This is a genomic window from Acinetobacter sp. AL9, assembly GCF_041464035.1.
In the GTDB taxonomy this organism is placed as follows: domain Bacteria; phylum Pseudomonadota; class Gammaproteobacteria; order Pseudomonadales; family Moraxellaceae; genus Acinetobacter; species Acinetobacter towneri.
Window position 1 is genome coordinate 60417 of sequence record NZ_JAYFSK010000006.1, and the last position, 17225, is coordinate 77641.

General features: G+C 42.5%; 15 protein-coding genes. 10 read left to right on the top strand and 5 right to left on the bottom strand.

Features of this window, described 5'->3' with window-relative positions; translation table 11 throughout:
* Positions 1–17: 17 nt before the first annotated feature.
* Positions 18–1178, bottom strand: a complete 1161-nt coding sequence (locus ACEO2X_RS02615; RefSeq protein ID WP_371971029.1) for a CaiB/BaiF CoA transferase family protein — start codon at positions 1176–1178, stop codon at positions 18–20.
* Positions 1179–1387: 209 nt separating this feature from the next.
* On the opposite strand from ACEO2X_RS02615, the gene ACEO2X_RS02620 reads away from it, so the two are divergent.
* The 4 genes from ACEO2X_RS02620 (at position 1388) to ACEO2X_RS02635 (ending at position 6484) form a co-directional block, all read left to right on the top strand.
* A complete protein-coding gene (locus ACEO2X_RS02620; protein ID WP_004972448.1) occupies positions 1388–2398 on the top strand; it encodes an AraC family transcriptional regulator in 1011 nt (336 codons plus the stop codon).
* Between the two features lie 229 nt (positions 2399–2627).
* The gene (locus ACEO2X_RS02625; protein WP_096901568.1) at positions 2628–3833 is read left to right on the top strand and encodes an acetyl-CoA C-acetyltransferase; all 1206 of its coding nucleotides are present in this window, start codon (positions 2628–2630) and stop codon (positions 3831–3833) included.
* 11 nt (positions 3834–3844) lie between these two features.
* Entirely contained in the window at positions 3845–5980 is a 2136-nt protein-coding gene (locus tag ACEO2X_RS02630) for a 3-hydroxyacyl-CoA dehydrogenase NAD-binding domain-containing protein (protein ID WP_180186448.1), read from the top strand.
* A gap of 171 nt (positions 5981–6151) precedes the next feature.
* Positions 6152–6484: a hypothetical protein gene (locus ACEO2X_RS02635; protein ID WP_004972453.1), complete on the top strand. Its 333-nt coding sequence runs from the start codon at positions 6152–6154 to the stop codon at positions 6482–6484.
* A gap of 112 nt (positions 6485–6596) precedes the next feature.
* Here the strand turns inward: ACEO2X_RS02635 and ACEO2X_RS02640 are convergent, their stop codons facing one another.
* Both ACEO2X_RS02640 and ACEO2X_RS02645 read right to left on the bottom strand, forming a co-directional pair.
* Positions 6597–7019 (bottom strand): GNAT family N-acetyltransferase, encoded by a 423-nt coding sequence (locus ACEO2X_RS02640; RefSeq protein ID WP_004972455.1) that lies wholly within the window; start codon positions 7017–7019, stop codon positions 6597–6599.
* 23 nt (positions 7020–7042) lie between these two features.
* Positions 7043–8263, bottom strand: a complete 1221-nt coding sequence (locus tag ACEO2X_RS02645; protein ID WP_371971030.1) for an SAM-dependent methyltransferase — start codon at positions 8261–8263, stop codon at positions 7043–7045.
* 107 nt (positions 8264–8370) lie between these two features.
* Between ACEO2X_RS02645 and ACEO2X_RS02650 the strand changes: the two genes are divergently transcribed.
* Together ACEO2X_RS02650 and ACEO2X_RS02655 are read left to right on the top strand one after the other, a co-directional pair.
* Positions 8371–9018, top strand: a complete 648-nt coding sequence (locus ACEO2X_RS02650; RefSeq protein WP_004972459.1) for a hemolysin III family protein — start codon at positions 8371–8373, stop codon at positions 9016–9018.
* A 185-nt stretch (positions 9019–9203) separates the two neighbouring features.
* A complete protein-coding gene (locus ACEO2X_RS02655) occupies positions 9204–10517 on the top strand; it encodes an MFS transporter (RefSeq protein ID WP_371971031.1) in 1314 nt (437 codons plus the stop codon).
* Between the two features lie 66 nt (positions 10518–10583).
* On the opposite strand, the gene ACEO2X_RS02660 is transcribed toward ACEO2X_RS02655, so the two are convergent.
* Positions 10584–11594 (bottom strand): metallophosphoesterase, encoded by a 1011-nt coding sequence (locus ACEO2X_RS02660; protein ID WP_004972462.1) that lies wholly within the window; start codon positions 11592–11594, stop codon positions 10584–10586.
* Between the two features lie 176 nt (positions 11595–11770).
* Between ACEO2X_RS02660 and ACEO2X_RS02665 the strand changes: the two genes are divergently transcribed.
* Positions 11771–13381, top strand: coding sequence for a phospholipase D family protein (locus ACEO2X_RS02665; RefSeq protein ID WP_225532188.1), 1611 nt, complete (start codon positions 11771–11773; stop codon positions 13379–13381).
* 97 nt (positions 13382–13478) lie between these two features.
* On the opposite strand, the gene ACEO2X_RS02670 is transcribed toward ACEO2X_RS02665, so the two are convergent.
* Positions 13479–14297 (bottom strand): 1-acyl-sn-glycerol-3-phosphate acyltransferase, encoded by an 819-nt coding sequence (locus ACEO2X_RS02670; RefSeq protein ID WP_096901584.1) that lies wholly within the window; start codon positions 14295–14297, stop codon positions 13479–13481.
* Positions 14298–14589: 292 nt separating this feature from the next.
* On the opposite strand from ACEO2X_RS02670, the gene hflX reads away from it, so the two are divergent.
* Genes hflX through ACEO2X_RS02685 form a run of 3 tightly spaced genes read left to right on the top strand, consistent with a single transcriptional unit; the run spans position 14590 to position 17021 of the window.
* Positions 14590–15930 carry a ribosome rescue GTPase HflX gene (gene hflX / locus ACEO2X_RS02675; protein WP_371971032.1) on the top strand — a complete coding sequence of 447 codons (1341 nt, stop codon included), beginning with the start codon at positions 14590–14592 and terminating at the stop codon, positions 15928–15930.
* Between the two features lie 35 nt (positions 15931–15965).
* Entirely contained in the window at positions 15966–16337 is a 372-nt protein-coding gene (locus ACEO2X_RS02680) for a hypothetical protein (RefSeq protein WP_004972466.1), read from the top strand.
* A 9-nt stretch (positions 16338–16346) separates the two neighbouring features.
* Positions 16347–17021 carry an LrgB family protein gene (locus ACEO2X_RS02685; protein ID WP_004972468.1) on the top strand — a complete coding sequence of 225 codons (675 nt, stop codon included), beginning with the start codon at positions 16347–16349 and terminating at the stop codon, positions 17019–17021.
* Positions 17022–17225 lie beyond the last annotated feature (204 nt).

The following is a 17225-nucleotide window of genomic DNA, read 5'->3' on the forward strand; positions in this document are numbered from 1 at the left end:
TTATTGATTACCTATGCTTATGACTTGGCTTTATCTTCATCCTGATTTTTAGTCTGAGATGACCACTGCCCTGCGCCCAAAGCCTGCCCGATATAATCGTAACGCATTTGAGAACGTGAAAATTTAATTGGACACGCCAACTGAGTTTCAGTTTTTTCGGCATTCTGCTGAATAGGAACTTCTACTGTCCAACCGCGTTGCTGTGCCAAAGGTGAATGTAAGGCTTCATCTAAAGTGAATACAGGTTCAACGCAGACATCATATTGCGCGAATACCTGCTGCCATGTGGCAAAACTTTGTGTTTTAATTTTATCTTGAATAGCGTGTTTGACTTGCAAGCGCTCTTGCGGATCTAAAGATGCCCCTTTTTCCAAAAGTATCGGTAAGTTTAAAATCTGTGCCAAACCCTGCATAAACTGCGGCTCTAAACTACCGACTGAAAGATAACGGCCATCTGCTGTTTCATAATAGTCATAATAGGTGCCACCATTTAAGTAAGATTGCTCAGCATATTGAGGAACCTGTGCCGCCAAAACTGCTGAAGCGGCCATATTGTTTAAAGTCGCAGCGCAATCGGTCATCGAAATATCAATATACTGCCCTAAACCACTGCGCTGACGTTCTATCACTGCACTTAAAATCGCCACCAAAGCATGCAATGATCCACCTGCTACATCGGCCACTTGAATCCCGAGCGGTGGCGGCCCACCCGCTTGCCGTCCACTATGCCCCGCAATGCCAGACAAGGCTAAATAGTTGATGTCATGTCCTGCCCTTTGTTGATAATCGCCTGTTTGTCCATAACCTGTGATGGAACAATAGATCAGTCGCGGATTAATTTTTGCCAAGCTGGCATAGTCCAGTCCTAAACGCTGCATCACCCCTGGTCTAAACTGTTCCAGTACAATATCGAAATCAGTAATTTTCTCGTGGATGAGTTGAATACTTTCCGGAGATTTTAAATCCAAAGTAATTGACTGTTTATTACGATTCAAATAACTATGTGAAGTCGCCTGTCCATTGGCATAGGGCGGAAATAAACGAATCAAGTCAGGTCGGCTTGCCGATTCGATGTGAATGACCTCTGCGCCCATATCCGCCAAATACAAACTAGCAAAAGGGCCGGGCAATAGGGTGGAAAAATCTAAAACTTTTAAACCGCTCAGTGCATGTGTCATTGTTGTGATTACTCTATTTTTACTGATTTTCCGTTCATCTTATAAACAGCAAAACTGTAACACAATGTCATGTTCAGCCATTTACCTTGATCATTTCGGCAATTTATTATGTAAAATAAGTAAAATTGGTATTGTAAATTGCCAATTTCAATTTTTAGCGTCATTTAGGTCAAGCTTACGTGAATACAAAAGAGACTGAAGGATTTAACATGAGCAGAGATACCATTAGTATCCATTTTGTAAATGCAGCGCTCACGGGTGTTAAGCGACTCGGCATGGATGTCGAAACCTTATTATCTCATGTCGGTATTGAGGCAGAACTTCTGCGCCAACCGAAAGCACGTATTTCACCTGAACAATATACTCGCTTTATTAAAATGTTGTGGATGGTGACCCAAGACGAACACGTGGGTTTTGATTCTCAGCCACGTCGTTTGGGTACATTCGCGATCATGTGCCAATTGGTAATTCACGCCAAAACACTGGGCGATGCCTTAGAACTCTCTTCGCAATTCTACAAACTGTTTGGTGATGATTGGTCGGTTACCTTAGAACGTGATAAACACGAAGCACGTTTGGTACCATCTATTCCACAAGCTATGGATCCTGATCACTTTATTACTGAAAGTATGTTGATGATTTGGCACGGCTTGGCATCTTGGCTGATTGAACGTCGCCTGCCTTTGGAGCGCGTACATTTTGGCTATCCACGTCCTGCACATGCAGATGAATACGATGCGCTGTTCTTTGCGCCTGTCATGCAATTTGACATGCCACGCACCGAAATTACCTTTGCTGCCGACTACTTGGATTTACCAATTCGTCAAACCCAAGAAACCTTAGACGAATTCTTAAAAACCGCGCCTGCGCAATTGTTGGTGAAATTCAAAAACACCAATTCTTTAACTTCGCGTATTCGTGACGTGTTAAAGAGCCAAATTGGCGAAGAAATGCCAACCTTGAACGATGTTGCATCCATGCTGTACCTATCGCCACAAACCTTGCGTCGTCGTTTGGCTGCAGAAGGTAAAAGCTATCAAGGGGTAAAAGATGCATTACGCCGTGATGCCGCGATTCACCTATTGCTGAATCCTGAACTTACCCTTGAAGATGTGGCACAACAAGTTGGCTTTAGCGAAACCAGTACTTTCCACCGTGCTTTCAAAAAGTGGACTGGCGTCACACCTGGTTTATACCGTCAGTTGCACGGTTATCATTAATTTAGAATCGACAATTCACAATAACTCGTAATTCCAATCGATTGCCCTTGCACACCGCAAGGGCTTTTTTTATCGCTCTATTATAGTTTCAATCTTTCTGCCAAATTACTGCGTCATCCCAATTAGCAAAAAACCTCACTGACCTGTACCGTTCTCGTCATTGCACTTCAAAATTTTCAGATTACACTCAAAAGCAATCATAAAGAAAACTATCGACAAGGGATTGATTATGAGCGAGGCCTACATCATTGATGCTATTCGCACTCCGCGCGGCAAAGGAAAAAAAGATGGCGCATTACACGAAGTTAAACCCATTCGCCTACTCACAACCTTATTGAATGAATTGCAACAACGACACAACCTAGACACCTCACAAGTAGACGATATTGTTTTGGGTTGTGTCACACCAATTGGCGATCAGGGTGCAGATATTGCCAAAACCGCAGCGATTGCCGCAGGTTGGGACAATGATGTTGCTGGGGTACAAATCAACCGCTTTTGTGCCTCAGGTTTAGAAGCCGTGAACCTCGCAGCGCAAAAAGTTCGTTCGGGTTGGGAAGATTTAATCGTTGCAGGTGGTGTGGAATCTATGTCACGCGTGGCAATGGGTTCCGATGGTGGTGCTTGGGCATTCGACCCTGAAACCAATATGGCTTGTGACTTTATTCCACAAGGTATTGGCGCTGACTTAATTGCCACACTCGATGGCTATAGCCGTACAGAAGTCGATCAATTTGCAGCAGCATCACAGCACAAAGCCGCAGCAGCACAAGCACAGGGACATTTCGAGCGCTCGATTGTACCTGTCAAAGATCAGGCAGGTGTGGTGATTTTGGCACAAGATGAATTTATCAAACCACAGACCACGGCTGAAAGCTTGGCACAGCTCAAGCCGAGTTTTGCCAATATGGGACAAATGGGTTTTGATGCGATTGCCCTGCAAAAATATCCTGAAGCAGGACAAGTCAATCATGTGCATCATGCAGGCAATTCATCAGGTATTGTTGATGGCGCGGCATTGGTCTTGATTGCATCGGAACAAGCGGTACAACAACACAACTTAAAACCACGCGCCAAAGTGCTTGCTACCGCACTGGTTGGCACAGACCCTGCCATTATGCTCACAGGACCCGCGCCTGCAGCACGCAAAGCCTTAGCCAAAGCAGGACTGAACATTGAAGATATTGATCTGTTTGAAGTCAATGAAGCCTTTGCAGCCGTGGTTCTGCGTTTTATTACAGAACTTCAGGTTGATCCCGCCAAAGTCAATGTGAATGGTGGTGCTATTGCCTTGGGTCATCCACTTGGCGCTACAGGTGCCATGATTTTAGGCACCTTACTGGACGAGCTAGAACGACAAGATAAAAAACGCGGCATGGCTACATTATGTGTAGGCGGTGGGATGGGAATTGCCACCATTATTGAGCGAGTATAAGGAGTATAAAAATGAGCGCCATTCACTATTATAAAAATGCCGATAACATTGTCATTCTAACCTTTGACTCACCAAATCAATCTGCCAACACCATGAATGCTGACTTTAGAGATGCATTAGCGCAAGTGGTACAAAAGTTAAAAGCAGACGAACAAGTGGCGGGAATCATTTTCGCCTCTGCGAAAAAAACCTTTTTTGCAGGCGGTGACTTAGATGAGTTGATTCAAGTACAGCCTGAGCATGCCAGCTCATTTTTTCAGATGATTGAAAACCTAAAAGCACAGCTGCGTTATATTGAAACCCGTGGTATTCCTGTGGTAGCTGCCTTAAATGGCACGGCACTCGGCGGCGGATGGGAACTTGCTCTGTGCTGTCATCATCGTATTGCAATTCGTGATGCAAAAACCAAGTTTGGTTTACCCGAAGTGACTTTAGGTTTATTGCCTGGTGGCGGTGGTATTGTGCGGATGGTACGTTTATTGGGTTTACAAACTGCCCTGCCGCTGTTGATGGAAGGCAAACAGCTGAGTGTGGAAAAAGCACAAAGTTTAGGTTTAATCCATGATCTTGCTGAAAATGAAACAGAATTACTCAGCAAAGCCCAAGACTGGATTCTTGCACATCCTCAATCACAACAAGTATTTGATGTCAAAGGCTATAAAATCCCTGGGGGAACACCATCTACACCTGCTGTCGCGCAAATGCTTTCCATTGCTCCTGCCATGCTACGCGACAAAACCAAAGGCTGTTACCCTGCGCCTGAAGCAATTTTGAGTGCAGCAGTAGAAGGTGCGCAGGTTGATGTCGATACAGCCTTACGCATTGAATCTCGCTATTTTACCCAGCTCGCAACAGGTCAAATTTCTAAAAATATGATTGGCACCTTTTGGCATGGGCTGAATGCGATTAAATCGGGCAGTGGCCGTCCGCAAGGCATTGCACCGCATCAAACTCAAAAAGTCGGCATTTTAGGTGCAGGCATGATGGGCGCAGGCATTGCTTATGCCACAGCAAGCAAAGGCATTGCGGTTGTTCTTAAAGATGTATCCATCGAACAAGCTGAAAAAGGCAAAGCTTACAGTCAAAAACTATTGGATAAACAAGTATCGCAAGGTCGTATAAGTGCAGAGCGAGCAGCACAAGTCTTAGCCAATATTCATCCAACGGCACAGGCTGCCGATTTACAAGGCTGTGATTTGATTATTGAGGCGGTATTTGAAAATCCTCAACTCAAGGCGCAAGTCACACAAGAAGCCGAAGTTTTTCTGGCAGAACAAGGTGTGATGGCATCCAATACCTCAACTTTGCCAATAAGCGGGCTTGCCCAAGCTGCGCAAGATCAACAGCGCTTTATTGGACTGCATTTCTTTAGTCCTGTCGATAAAATGCCGTTGGTAGAAATCATTAAAGGAAAAAACACCTCTGCCGATACTTTGGCAAAAGCATATGACTTTGTGCAACACATTGGTAAAACACCGATTGTAGTCAATGACAGACGTGGCTTTTTTACCAGTCGGGTGTTTGGCACTTTTGTGCAGGAAGGCTTGCGCTTACTGGCAGAAGGCGTACATCCTGCCAAAATTGAAATGGCAGCTTTAAAAGCAGGTATGCCTGTTGGTCCGCTTGCCATTCAGGATGAAGTGTCTTTAACCTTGTCTGAACACGTGGCGCAGGAAGCACGTAAAGCGTTACAAGCCGAAGGAAAAGACCGACCACTGTCGAGTGCAGATGAAGTCATTCAAACCATGATTCATCAATTCTCACGTAAAGGCAAAGCTGCAGGTGCAGGCTTTTATGACTACCCTGAACAGGGTAAAAAACAGCTTTGGTCGGGGTTAAGTCATTGGTATAAAAATACCGAAATCGCTGAACAAGAGATGATTAACCGTTTCTTATTTGTACAAGCACTGGACAGCTTACGTTGCTTGGAAGAAGGTGTTTTAGAATCTGTCATTGATGCCAATGTTGGGTCAATTTTTGGCATTGGCTTCCCTGCATGGACAGGTGGTGCTTTGCAGTTTTTAAATCAATATGGTTTAACACAGGCTTTGGCACGAGCACAGCAACTTGCTGCAGCATATGGCGAACGTTTTACCCCACCTAAAATTTTGCAAGACCGTGTTGCTGCAGATGCTAAAAGCATTTAAGTCTAAACTTTAAATTTAAAACAATCTGAGAGGGATACATCATCCCTCTTTTTATTTGCTCAAAATTACAATGAATATCCCTGCATGAATAGAATTTAATCCGTTTTTTATGCATTTTATGTTATAAAGTTACATAATTTTAAGATTTAGATTCAAATTGGGTAGATGCACATGACCGAACGCCTTACTCCTGAAAAATCACCTTGGGGTTGGAAAGCACTCTTTATTTTCTGTATTTTGGGTGGAATTTTCATGTTTATTTTCTGGTTAGCGGTCACGAATGAACCTGACTACATGCCTAGCCAGCAACAAAAGCAGAATACTCAGCAACACGCCTTTAAAAATGCGCCAGCTATGTCACAAGAAGCATTGGCAAAAGCACAAGCAGATCGTGAAGCACGTGAAGCTTTGGCTGCTGAAACTGCAGATGCACACGGTATGACTGAAACAGAACATGCCAATATGCCTGAAAACCATGAGCCAGCACCCGCACATGGACATTAATATGCGCTAGCGGCTCTGTTCATACAGTTTATAAAAAGAAATCGCCATGATCACATTCCATCATGGCGATTTTTATTTTGCACGATTAAAATCAGGACTATCGACAATTCATTTAAAATATCAATCGCATATCTACATGCGGAATACCACAATCTAAATACGACTCACCCTCAACCTGAAAACTCAAACTTTGATAAAACGGAATCGCGTGTTCCTGCGCAGACAACTTGACCCACGGACGTTGCTGCTGCTTTGCCACCTGAATAATATGCTGCATTAAAACACGTCCCACACCTAAACCGCGCTGTGATTTCAACACTGCGACCCGTCCAATACTGTGATTTTCCAGTAAACGTGCTGTTGCAATCGCCTGTCCAGTTGCATAGACCACAAAATGCAAGGCAACTGCATCTTGTGCATCCCACTCATCTTCAGGCGCAATTCGCTGTTCCTGAATAAAGACTTGCTCACGAATAGATTTGGCCTCTGCAGCAAATTGTGTCCAAGTGCCCGATTGAATTTCATAATCTTGCATCTTTATATCCTGTTCCATCTTGCTTAGCACTTAGAACCAATGCCCTGCTGATCCCACTGATCATTCAACAACAACTCCAAAGAATGTTTTTGAATACCGTACATGGTTTTTAAATCACGAATTTGCGCCAAAACGGTCTGATCAGGTTCACTCCAATTTTGACGTTTGGTTGCCAAAATCATTTTGTTTTTACTGGTGTGTTCTAAAGCGACAAACTCAAAAACTTTGGTGTCATAACCATAGGCTTTGAGCAATAAAGCGCGGATGGTATCGGTTAACATTTCCGCCTGTTGCCCTGCATGAATGCCAAATTGCAGCATCGGTTGCAACACGCTTGGGCTTTGTAATTGTGGACGCAACTCTTTATGGCAACACGGCGCGCACATAATCATTTGTGCATTCAGGCGAATACCAGTATGAATTGCAAAATCGGTGGCGACATCACAGGCATGCAAAGCAATCATTACATCTAAATGTTCTGGCTGATAGGTGCGCACATCGCCCTGAAAAAAATCTAGCTGCTGAAAGTCTGAAGCACTCGCCACCGACTGACAAAACTCAACCATTTTCGGGTTTAGTTCCACCCCAGTCACAAAGGGAATAAATTGCTGCTTTTGCAAATAGTCATAGAGCGCAAAAGTTAAATAGCCTTTGCCTGAACCAAAATCCACCACGCGCAAGGTATTTTCCGAAATTTTGATTTGCGCCAAGGCACCCGAAAAAATTTCAATAAATTTATTAATCTGTTTCCATTTCCGCGCCATGCTCGGAATAATTTGCGCTTTGGCATCGCTAATCCCCAAGTGTTGTAAAAATGGGCTGGATTGATCGACATAACGCTGCTTTTCTCGGTCATGTCCTTGTGGTTCTTTCGGTTTCGCTATAGTCGGTGCTGTTTTACTGATGCTAAGCATGGCTTTCTTTTTGTTCTTTTTTAGCTGAATTTCCTGATCTGTCGTGAATAAATTGGCCTGTTTACAATCTGCCAATAAGTGACTCAATTGTATCTGTGCTTCTGCCAAAGGATAGTTTTTGGTGATATCCTGCGTTTTATGGCGATACAAACAAGTTAAAACGGTGTCTTGATTTAGCTGAATCACCCGTAAGGTGATTTTTTCTAATTGTTCCAGTTCGCCTTTATATTGACTCAGCACCACACGATCAAGCTTTTGTGTATCAATGGCTTGCTGAAAAGCCTCTAAGAATTGTTGTTCCTGCACAGAGGGAGAAGCCAAAGTCGACATAATAAAAACCTGAAAAAATTACAATTCAAGTTTAATTGTTATTACCCTAAAAGCAAAATTGAATTACGATACAGTTGTATAATTAAAGAAATTAAAGCAGATTCGCCATGAAATTAAATGCCCCTTTAGTGCCTGATTATGACCTGCAAGAAGAACGGATTAACTATCTGAGCCATGGTGTTGGTGCGGCTTTGGCATTTATTGCAGGTATTCTTTTAATCATTAAAGGTGCGTATTTAAGTACGGGACAATGGCTAGGTTTGTGGGCCTATGCAATAAGCATGGTACTGCTTTTTTCTGCTTCAATGCTGTATCACATGGCAACCGCAGCAGACCGTCGTTATTTTTATAAAAAGTTAGATCACACCGCAATTTATTATTTAATTGCAGGGACTTATACCCCATTTTTATCCATCGCGATTCCTACTCAAAAAGCACAATATTTGTTAATTGCCCTGTGGATTATTGCCCTGATTGGCACCCTATTTAAACTGGTATTTATCAACCGTTTTCATAAAATTTCTTTAATTGCCTACTTGGTGATGGGTTGGTTAGCCGTTCTGGTCATGGACGATATGCAAGCCTATTTAAGCAGCCAAGCCCTGACCTTTTTGCTAATTGGCGGCATTGCCTACACCGTGGGTGCATTGTTTTATGCCTTAAAACGCGTAAGATATACCCACGCAATTTGGCATGTATTTGTCTTAATTGGTGCAGGCGCACACTTTCTGGCAATTTATCTGTATGTGATTTAACGCTGAATATCGCTCATGTCTTACAGATAAAACGATCAGATTTGAATGGTGTTCATGGATGCAGTTTTGTAACCGACTTCTTGTTCAAAAAAGTATAACTACAAGAAGTATCTACTATTTTTCTGCCAGTGCGGTCTGTGCCAAATTGCACTTTCATTTAAAATTCACTTTACATAAGGTCCTGTATGGCATCTTCATCTACTGCTGCCGCTGAACAGCCGACTCAAAATTCTAAATTTCGAGTACTGACTGCAAGCTTGGTCGGTACCACCATCGAGTTTTTTGACTTTTATATCTACGCCACTGCGGCAGTCATTATTTTCCCGTATCTGTTCTTTCCGACCAGTACTGACCCAATGACGGCAACCATTCAATCTCTCGCCACCTTTGCAATTGCCTTTATCGCCCGTCCAATTGGCGCAGCTTTATTTGGACATTTAGGAGATCGGATTGGACGCAAAGCCACTTTGGTCGCGGCATTATTGACCATGGGAATTTCTACAGTCTGTATTGGTTTACTGCCGACGTATGCACAAATTGGGATTATCGCGCCATTACTGTTGGCGTTGTGTCGCTTAGGGCAAGGTTTAGGCTTGGGCGGTGAATGGTCGGGAGCAGTACTGTTAGCCACAGAAAATGCCCCTGAAGGTAAACGTGCTTGGTATGGCATGTTCCCACAATTGGGCGCTCCGATTGGTTTTATTCTTGCCACAGGTTCATTCCTTATTTTAGGTGCGCTGATGTCTGAGCAAGACTTTATGACATGGGGCTGGCGCATCCCGTTTATTTCGAGTGCCTTATTGGTGATTGTCGGTTTATGGATTCGCTTAAAACTGCATGAAACGCCTGCCTTCCAAAAAGTGTTGAATAAACAAAAAGAAGTCAATGTGCCATTTATTCAGGTCTTTAAAAAACACGCTAAAATGTTAGTGCTCGGAACAATCGCTGCAATTTGTACCTTTGTGGTGTTTTATCTGACTACAGTATTTGCCTTGCAATGGGGCACTAAACAACTGGGTTATTCACGTGAAGAATTCTTAAAACTTCAACTACTAGCCACATTGTGTTTTGCCGCATTTATTCCCCTCTCAGCCGTTTTAGCCGAAAAATTTGGACGTAAAACTACCTCTATTGCGGTGTGCATCGTCTCTGCAATTTTTGGCTTATTCTTTGCCGATATGCTTGCTTCAGGCAGCACATTGATTGTATTTATTTTCCTGTGTATTGGCTTGGCGATTATGGGACTCACTTACGGACCAATTGGTACAGTGTTGTCTGAAATTTTTCCTACTTCTGTACGCTATACAGGCTCGGCACTCACCTTTAACTTGGCGGGTATTTTTGGCGCATCGTTTGCCCCACTGATTGCCACCAAACTTGCCACCACTTATGGCTTGGCTGCAGTTGGTTATTATTTAAGTGCAGCATCCATCTTGTCTTTAATCGCATTTTTAATGATTCGAGAAACCAAGCATGATGATGTAAACAATCAAATTTAAGCGCAAAAATTGCATCAAAAAACCAGCCTCGGCTGGTTTTTTTCATGTAGGCGATGGTGACGGTGCTTACAATAATTCAATAATATCAATCGTGGGCGGCACACCAAAACGAAAAGGAACACCGACCATTCCTGTCCCTACAGTCACAAATACATCGGCATGATCATGGCGATATAACCCCTTTTTATGCCCTAAAATAGATACTTTTTTCATCACATAATCGGTCAGCCACGGCAGTTCAACCTGCCCACCATGGGTATGTCCTGCCAACATCAACGGACGTGTCGGCAATTTTGGCACCATATCCACTGTATCGGGGTTATGTGATAACAACACCCACGGCTTATCCTGAGGTAAATCGGGCATATAGCGCATGTCGGTTTTACCTGCCCATAAATCGCCAATACCGAGCAAACGAAACTCATCAAACTCGACAATTCTACCTTCAATATCAATCACGTTATTTTGTTCTAAAGCCGTTTTTAACAGCTCTTGAATGGGCGGGCCAGGATACTGCTCATCATGATTACCATTTACCGAATATACAGGCGCACAAATTTCTTTTAATACCGCCAATTCTTCGACCAATTTATTTTCAGGCTCATAAGTCCAGTCGCCTGCTACAACGACAATATCGGGGTTTTGCAAATTGAGTTTTTTCACAATTTGCTTCAATTGACGCTCATGCCCAGAAAACAAGCCAATATGTAAATCTGCAATTAAAGCAATTTTGACAGGCTTTAATAAACGGCGATCTGCATGAATTTGATATTTGGTAGTTTTGACTTGAATCAAATGCGGTTCAATAAAACGCGCATAGCTCAACACAGCACTGACTAAAAATACAAAAATCGCTTCGTGGATGGAGTAATAGCCCTGAATACCCGCATAGACACTAAAAAAAACCAAAGGCGGCAACAGGTAAGACAAATAAAATGCCAACAAATGCACAAAGGCCTTAAACGGGTGAATGGTTTCTGTATTGGCCTGACTGCGCCATGCTTGCGAAACTGCCCACAGCGCCAAAATTGCCATACCCATATAGAAATACAACACGACTGAATCGTTATCCCACATATTTATTCTCTATTACTTCATACTTCTGCTATTCAATGCTGCGCTAAACCCAGATGTCGCATTTAACCCACACACGTCATATATCTGTATTGTCATATTTATCTTTTCATAGCTGACAATTATACTCAAACCCTATTTTTAACTTATTTGCTCCTCGTGCTAAAAAGGAATTTAATTTGGCAAACCGCAGCTCATCCGCTCCATTTCAAAATATTCGGCACAACGTCTTGTGGCTGAGTTGCGCCTTCGTTTTGACACTCTCAGGCTGTAGCACGCTGCCCAAACAGATTGAACATCCGATCCGGATGGCGTTTGAAACCCCAACCGATCAAACCAGTTTGGCCAAAATTGTACTGCCGCTACGCGAAAAATATCCGCAGCTTACGGGTTATCATGTCCTGTATGATCCGCTCGAAGCCCTAGCAGCACGTATCTATCTGATTAATAAAGCAGAAAAATCTTTAGATTTACAATATTATATTTGGGATAACGATAAAATTGGCGCGCTTGCACTACACGCCATTATTCGTGCGGCAGATCGTGGGGTGAAAGTCCGCTTATTGGTCGATGATAACAATGCCAAAAAAATGGAAGGCATTTATCTCGCGCTCGATCAACACGTCAACATCGACATCAAACTGTATAATCCATATCGCTTTCGACATTATCGTGCCATGGACATGATTTTGGATTTGAAGCGTATTAACCGTCGTATGCACAACAAAAGCTTTATTGCCGATAACCAAATTTCTCTGATTGGTGGGCGCAATATGAGCAATCAATACTATAACGTCAGCGACAATTATCAATTTTCTGATGTCGATGTGATGTTAGTCGGCTCGGCTTCGGATGAAATTATTCACTCTTTTGATGAATACTGGAATGATGACTATGCTTATTCAGTCAAGCAATTGGTCAATCCACAACATTACACCTTGCGTTATGAAAGCTTAAAACAGCAATTAGAACAGCACGATCAAGAAGCCACCGTACAAAATTATTTAGATTTGGTGACTCGTTCTAAAGCGATTGAACAGTGGATGACGCATAGTATTAAGTTCGATTGGGTCAGTGCTGAAGTGGTCAAAGATGCGCCGAGTAAAATTAAAGACCGCGCCTCAAAAGAAGAACATCTCAACTTTCAATTGCTGACGCATTTAGAGAAGCCAAGCAGTAGTGTCGATATTATTTCTGCGTATTTTGTCCCCGAACAATCGGGGGCAGAAAAACTAAAAGACTTGGCGGATGATGGCGTTCAGGTACGCGTACTGACCAACTCCTTTAAAGCCAACGATGTTCCTGTGGTGCATGCTTTTTACGCCAAATATCGAGAAGATTTATTGGCAAATAACGTGCAGCTGTATGAGTTTTTGGCGCGACCTGAAATGGAAAACCTAAACACACATACGCACGAAATTTCCAAAAAAGCCAAAGTCAGTATGAAAGGTTTAAGCCGTTCTAGTTTACATGCCAAACTCATGGCATTGGATGAAAAACAGGTATTTATTGGTTCGTTTAATTTTGACCCACGCTCGGCATATTTAAATACTGAAATTGGGGTGATTTTAAACAGTCCGCCATTGGCTCGCGCAGTTCACCACACCATGGATGTCAATTTGTCCAAATATGCTTATAAACTGGTTTTGGATGCACAGCAAAACATTCAATGGCACATGAAAAATCCACAAGGCGAAACTCAAATTCTGAAAAAAGAACCAGGGATGAAATGGTATCAACGTGCGGCAATGAAAATTACCTCATGGCTGCCAATTGAAGGCTTTATGTAGCAACATAATATTGAAGCTGTTGGATGATGACCATTATTCTTAAAAAAATGTGATGTGCTTAGGCTATCTTTAACATGAAGATGCGCCTAAGCATGTTTTATGATGTCAGCACTTGTGGTTTTAATACCTGACGATGCAACTCAGCCAAACCTTCTGTCATGCGTTCCTGTACCACAGCAGTTAAAGATTCAATATCGTGCCCTTCTACCACAATTGCAGGTAACGCCATTAAATGCGCTGTCACTTTCGGCATTTCCAAAACATCTTTCACATGATCAACAAAGGTCATGTCATTAATAAACGGCGCAACAGTATCTAACTCACCTTGCTGATTCACATAACAAATCAGACAAATTTGCACAGGTCGTTTGGCTTCAATTGCTGCCCCTAAAATACGACCATGCACTTTTTTAATTTTGCTTCCATCTGACGTGGTCGCTTCAGGAAAAAATAATACAGGAATATCTTGTTTTAAAAATTGCGTGATTTGTTCACGAATTTTGACTGAATCGCCAGAGCCACGCTTAATAAATAGCGTCCCCCCACCTTTGGCTAACTTACCCAATAACGGCCATTTTTCAATTTCAGCTTTGGCCAGAAAAAATACCCGCGCACTAGAACCCAATACCGCTACATCTAACCACGAAATATGATTACTGACCCATAGCGCAGGGTCATGCGGAATTTCACCATGAATTTGCACTTCAATATTAAAAACTTTGCACAATTGACGGCAAAAATATTGCACATAGCGCGTATTGTTCGGGTTGTTGGTGTCTTTATACAATTGATGACGATAGACCAAATAAAACCCTTCACCAATCGCGCCAGCCGTTGCCAGAACTTTTTTGCTATACAAAGCAAGCTTTGCAAAACCATGAATTGGAGATGTGTGAGTTTCAACAGCTGGGTTCATAGGGTCATCACTAATTGTTAAACGCAAAACAACGTATAAAGGTCTATATTTTGCTCATTCTATACTGTTCAATCTGAACTTGCATTGATAATAAAAACCGAAACCTGCATGCAAACATGCGACTTTTGGCAAAATCTAAATAGATAAATTCTATATTGGGGTCATCCTTATAATTGAGTTTACATACGTTGATATAGCATCAAATCAGGGCGCAGGAAAAATCCAATCATCTATTTCCCTGCACAAACATTTTTTCTACTAGAATATAGCTTTAGCATGGAGATTGCGCTGAGTGGAAAATTTTGTGCCACATCAAGATGGCGAGCGTGTTGTACTGGTCAGTGTCGCTGTCCAAATTTTAGAAGACCTAGATACCGAAGAATTTCAGCTCTTGGCTGAATCTGCGGGTGCAGAAGTTTTACAACACGTCCACACTCAACGTAGTAAACCCGATGCCAAACTCTTTATTGGCTCAGGCAAAGCCGAAGAAATTGCCGCATTGGTCAAAGAACACGACGCCAATTTGGTCATTTTTGATCATGCACTCAGTCCTGCACAGGCACGTAATTTAGAAAAAGTGATGCAATGCCGTGTGGTTGACCGTACCGAACTCATTTTAGATATTTTTGCTCAACGCGCCCGCACTTACGAAGGTAAATTACAGGTCGAATTGGCACAATTACAACATTTATCTTCACGTTTGGTGCGTAGTCGCAGCAACTTAGACAGTCAAAAAGGTGGTATCGGCTTACGTGGTCCTGGGGAAACCTTGCTTGAAACTGACCGACGCTTATTGCGTATTCGCATGGGACAACTAAAAACCAAACTCGATAAAGTCCGTCAAACCCGTGCACAAGGTCGTGTGGCTCGGCAAAAAGCCGCCATTCCTACCGTTTCATTGGTCGGTTATACCAACGCAGGCAAATCGACCTTATTTAATATTTTGGCGCAAAGTGATGTCTATGCTGCTGACCAACTGTTTGCTACGCTTGACCCTACTTTACGGCGTTTAGAATGGGATGGCATCGGACGTCTGGTATTGGCAGACACCGTTGGCTTTGTAAGAAACCTATCTCACTCTTTGGTGGAATCTTTTAAAGCAACTTTGGAAGAAACCTTAGAAGCCAGTTTATTGCTGCATGTGATTGATTCAAGCAACCCCGATGTGTTGGAACAAATTGAAGCAGTCGAAGGTGTGCTAAAAGAAATTGGCGCAGATGTACCTATTTTGCGGGTTTACAATAAAATTGATGTCTCAGGCGAAACAGCCAAAATTATCTATGAAAAACCGCATCAACCTGACCGTGTCTATGTATCGGCACATTCAGGGCAAGGTTTAGACTTGTTAAAACAAGCCGTACATGAATGTTTGATGGGGCAAATTCAAAAGTTTGATCTTAAATTACAACCTGCTTATGGCAAACTGCGCAATCAACTGTATGCGCTCAATGTCATTCAGGCAGAACAGTACGATGATGAAGGTCAATTACATCTACAAGTCAGCATGGCACCACATAAACTGGAACAACTGATTAAACAGGCACATTTACCGATAGACGAAATTTTAGGTGCACAGGCAGAACAATTTAAACGTCCGCTTGAAGCATTTGAAATTGACGATCAGATCGGTTAAAACGTGATAAGTAAAATTTTAATGAAAGATCAAAAATGAGCAGGATAAAACATATCGATTGGCCAGCATGGATCGGCACACTCCTTTTGATTATTGTGTTTCGTGAAGCCTCTGTATGGATCATGACCCAATTTAATCACCCAGAATTAGGCAATTTAGTCGGTTTGCTCAGCCTGCTGGCGGTATTATTTACATGGCGCAAACTCAGTAAAATTCCTGCTCGTCTGGTCGATACCAACAACAAAATCATGAAAGAAAGTGCCTTTGCCTTTTTACCCATCAGCGCGGGTTCATTAATTATGCTCACGCACATGGGCAAACAAATTCCAATCTTCTTAATTGTGTTGTTTATCAGTACGCTGATCCCGCTTTGGCTGTATGCCAAAATGGCAAAACGCTGGCTTTAGGAGATTAAAATGCTGTCAATTCTATATGGTTTTTTAATCACTCTCGTTGCATATTTACTGGCAAAACCTTGCAACCAAAAAGTCCCGCAAATCCCTGTGATTGTCTTTGGCATGTGTTTTGTGTTGCTACTGTTGTATTTTTTCGGGATTCCATACGAAACTTACGTCGCACAAACCAACCCTTTGTTTAATCAATTATTGGGCTATGTGACAGTTGCACTCGCCATTCCTCTAGCAGCCATGCGTTATGACGATTTACCCCTCAAAGCGATTTTAGGTATTTTGTTCTTTGCCAGTCTTAGTGCTGTGGCGCTGCCGATGGGGCTTGCTTATGCGCTACATATGTCCAGTGCCGATATTATGGCATTTGCCACCCGTGCAGTGACCACGCCGATTGCGATTAATATCGCAACCTTATTAGAAGCACCGATTCAATTGGCAGTATTAATTGTAATTTTATCAGGTGTCGTGGGTGCTGCTTTTTCACCACTTATTTTAAGGCATATCAATGATGAACGTGCTTCAGGTTTGGCACTTGGCTTAGCTGCACATGCCATTGGTACTGCTCAAGCATGGCAACGTGGCAGTGTTGCAGGACGTTATGCTGCCTTTGGCATGGCAGTCAATGCAGTCTTTACCGCAGTTTGGCTGCCAACATTTATACTGTATTTACAAAGAATGTGACTGAGCAATCACTTTTAAAGATTGTGACCATTTCACTTTCTTTTTATTATGAAATATCCAGTTTGCGAAATGAAGGAACGCAGATTCAAATCTCAAGTGCAACACATTTGTAGTTAGTTGAAAAAGTTAGGTGTATTCATAGAATCATTAGACTTTTTCAACCCGCAATTGGAAAGCACACGATGAAGAAATACACCCAACTTT